We start from the raw sequence: 3,576 nt of genomic DNA on the forward strand, positions 1-3,576 counted from the left end.
CGCCCGCCCGACGGCGTCGCGCGCACTGGCGGTCGCCCGCAGCACCGCGCCGGCGGAGAGCCCCGGCTCGTCGGACATCACGCCCCCTTCCCTCGCCCGCGACGCTAGGCGGGCACCGGACCAGGCCCCGACCGGGACCCTCGGGCCTGTGGATGACGACGCCGCCGTCCCCGGTGGGCCCGGCGCGCCCCGGCCCGGCCTAGGCTCCGCGCGTGACCACCTCCGCGCGCCGCACCGCCGCGGGCGTCGCGGCCGTCGTCGTCGCGTCGCTGCTGTTCGCCGTGAACGGGACCGTGTCCAAGCTCGCGATGCAGGCCGGCCTGAGCCCGACGCGCCTCGTGGAACTGCGCTCGCTGGGCTCGGCGGTCGTGCTCGTCGTCGTGCTGCTCGCCCTGGCCCCGCGCACGCGCCTGCCGCGCGGGCGGGAGCTCGCGGCCCTCGCCGTGCTCGGCACGGTCGGGATGGCGATGGTCCAGTGGCTGTACTTCGTCGCGATCTCGCGCCTGCCGGTGGGGCTCGCGCTGCTCGTCGAGTACACGGCGCCCCTGCTGGTGGCGCTGTGGGCGAGGTTCGTGCTCCGCGAGGAGGTGCGGGCGCGCGTGTGGTGGGCGCTCGCGGCGTGCCTGGCCGGGCTCACGCTCGTCGCCCAGGTGGGCGAGGGCGTGCGGCTGGACGTGCTCGGTCTCGTGGCGGCCGCCGGGGCCGCCGTCTCCCTCGCCACGTACTACCTGCTCGGCGACCGCCTCGTCCGCCACCGGGACCCGCTGTCGACCCAGACGTGGTCGATGGTGTTCGCGGCGCTGTTCTGGGTCGCGGTCCAACCGCTGTGGACGTTCGACGCGCGCGTCCTGGCCGACGACGTCGCGCTGCCCGGAGCCCTCGCGGGCGCCGAGCTGCCGCTGTGGGTGCTGCTCGCGTACGTCGTGGTGCTCGGGACCGTGGTGCCGTACGTGCTGATCCTCGTGGGGGTCGTGCGCCTCGGCGCGGCGCGGACCGGGATCATCGGCATGATCGAGCCGGTCGGCGCGGCCGCCGCGGCGTGGCTCGTGCTCTCCGAGGCCATGACGTGGGTGCAGCTGGTCGGCGGGGCCGTGGTGCTCGCGGGCGTCGCGCTCGCCGAGACGGCCCGCCGGCGGCCGCGGGCGACCCCGGCGCCCGACGCCGTCGCGGCGCACTGACGAGGTCAGCTGTGGGCACCCACCACCGCGACGAGCTCGCGCGCCTGGGCGACGACGGCGTCGCGCCACGCCTCGAACGTCGCGTCCGTCACGGCGAACTCGGTGTCGAAGTGCTGCATGTCGGGGGTGTGGATGTGCCCCGCCGGGATGTCGAGCCCCGCCCGGTCGCGCAGCAGCGTGTTGCGGTAGCCCGACTCGTTCGAGAGGTAGGCACCCCCGCCGCCGCTGCGCGCGCAGGAGTCCTCGGGCGGGGGCGTCGGCTCGACGGCGGGCGGGTAGGCGTCCTCCCGCTGGAAGACGTCCTCCAGGTCGCGGGAGTCGCAGCGGGGGAAGTACGTGAAGCTCGTGTTCCACAGCACGCCGAACGCCACCGACTCGTCCTCCCACGTGTCGCCCGGCGGGCGGGGGACGTCCGCGCCCGTGCGCGCCGCGATCATCTGCTCGATCGGCAGCGTCGACGCGGTCCACTGGGGCGGGTCCGTCAGCGACTCCCCGCCACCCCAGCGCTCCGGCACCTGGATGTTGCAGCCGGGGTTGTCCTTCGCCAGCTGCGGGGCGCCCGTCAGACCGGTCGGCGGGCACGGCGCGACGTCGTCGTTGCCGGCGATGTCGCCGTGGTAGCGGCCGTTCCACTGCTCCAGGGCGAACGCCGAACCGCCCCCCTGGCTCATGGTGATCGACGCATCCACGCGCGCGTCACCGGGCTCCAGCAGCGGGCCCACCGCGTCCTCCAGGTACCCGCGCTCGAACTCGGCGTAGTTCACCGGCAACGTGACTGCCTCGTAGTGCACGGTGGTGCCGTCGGGCGCCGTCGTCGTCGTCCCGTCGATCGCCAGGGCGGTCGCGCCGGACGGGTTGCCGTGGCGGATCTGGTTGCCGACCGTTCCCCGGGCGCGGCCCGTGGTGCCGCCGTCGAGGCTGAAGGGGTCGAACCCGCTCACCAGCACCCGCGTCACCTGGTCGCCCGCCGGCAGGTCGATGTCGCCCATGCCGCGGGACGCCCGGTCGAAGGCCTCGACCAGCGACGCCCTCTCCCCGGTGGCGAGCGCGACGTCGGGGCTCCACTGGTGGAGCACGGCCATGGCCTCCAGCCGCGTCCAGTACAGCGGGCGGTCGTCGCTCGCCGGCAGCTCCCCGGTGACGCCGTCGGTGGACTGGGCCCGGGCCACGGCGTCCCGCCACAGCGCGGTGCCCAGGCGCTCGACGACGGTCGTCGCACCGGCGAGCGACTGCTGGCCGCAGACCTCGTCCGCGAAGGCGGCGGTGAACTCACCGAACCCGGCGCCCTCCACCATCGCGCGTGCGAACGTCCGGTCGGCCGGCCGGGACGGGTCGGCCTGGTCCGGCAGGACGGCGGCGAGGCGCTCCTCCTCGACCGTGACGGGCAGCGAGGCGTCCGTGCAGCCCTCGGGGGCGAATCCGGCGACGATCGCGCCGATCTCGTCGGACGCCGGGTGCAGGGCGGTGGTCGACCGCTCCTCCGCGGTGAGCTCCGCGGGGGAGCAGCCGACCAGCAGCACGGAACCGAGCGCCAGGGCCAGCCCGGCAGCGACCGGCGCCGTCCGGCCCGGGCGTGCACCTGGTCGGGCGTTCGGACAGTGGCCGGGGCTGAGGGGCATGCGGGGGTCCTTCCGGGCGGCGAGCGTGACGACGATGATCGATCTCGCTCGAACCTCCCACGCGTCGCGCCGCTGGCGGTACCACCTGCGGAGGTAGCGCGGGACGGCGCGTACCTCTCACGAGGGACCACGGGTACTGCTCACGACCGAGCGCGGGGCGGGCGAGGCCGGCCGTCAGTCCTCGCCCCGGCGCCAGCCGTCGCGCAGCCACCCGCGCGGCACGACCAGCAGCGTCACGCCGACCACCGCGACGACGGCGAGCACGCGCAGCCAGCCCTGGCCGGCCTGCGCGCCCACGGGCCCGGAGCGCAGCCACACGACCGCGAGCAGGGCGCCCTGAACCACGAGCTGGACGCCCAGCACCGAGCGGCCGACGGCGGCGAGCAGCGCCAGGTCCACCACGCCCCGCCACGCGATGCGGCTCGCGAGCTCGGTGAGCCGCAGCGCGACGTGGCAGCCCAGGACGAGCGCGGCGGCGCGCCAGAGCCCCGGCGTCTCGCCCGGACGGGGCGCCGCGAGCAGGTCCGGCCCGGCCAGCACCACGAACCCGGCGAGCAGCACCACGACGGGGACGACCGGCCAGGCCGGGCGCCACAGCACGCCGGCCGCGGCGACGGCGCCCAGGACCACCCCGACGGTCCGGCCACCGGTGACGAGCACCACCACGCCCACGACGACGAGGGCCGCGGCGATCCGCACGACGGATCCCGGGACGGCGCCGTCGAGGAGCACCTCGACCCGCGGCGGCGAGGGCACCCCGCGGCGCGCGGGCAGCCCGA

General features: G+C 76.5%; 3 protein-coding genes. 1 reads left to right on the forward strand and 2 read right to left on the reverse strand.

What is annotated here, in order from left to right; translation table 11 throughout:
* Window positions 1-212 precede the first annotated feature (212 nt).
* Window positions 213-1,178 (forward strand): DMT family transporter, encoded by a 966-nt coding sequence (locus tag IDM29_RS15650; RefSeq protein WP_182112480.1) that lies wholly within the window; start codon window positions 213-215, stop codon window positions 1,176-1,178.
* 5 nt (window positions 1,179-1,183) lie between these two features.
* On the opposite strand, the gene IDM29_RS15655 is transcribed toward IDM29_RS15650, so the two are convergent.
* Both IDM29_RS15655 and IDM29_RS15660 read right to left on the reverse strand, forming a co-directional pair.
* Window positions 1,184-2,797, reverse strand: a complete 1,614-nt coding sequence (locus tag IDM29_RS15655; RefSeq protein ID WP_182112481.1) for a hypothetical protein — start codon at window positions 2,795-2,797, stop codon at window positions 1,184-1,186.
* 174 nt (window positions 2,798-2,971) lie between these two features.
* The coding region (locus IDM29_RS15660; RefSeq protein WP_223148402.1) for a hypothetical protein at window positions 2,972-3,576 on the reverse strand (605 nt) is incomplete at its 5' end.

The sequence above is a fragment of the Actinotalea sp. JY-7885 genome (assembly GCF_014525465.1).
Taxonomy (GTDB): domain Bacteria; phylum Actinomycetota; class Actinomycetes; order Actinomycetales; family Cellulomonadaceae; genus Actinotalea.

Excerpts from the sequence above, each read along its gene's own strand:
- IDM29_RS15655 (WP_182112481.1), bottom strand. The coding sequence starts at position 2,797 with ATGCCCCTCAGCCCCGGCCACTGTCCGAACGCCCGACCAGGTGCACGC.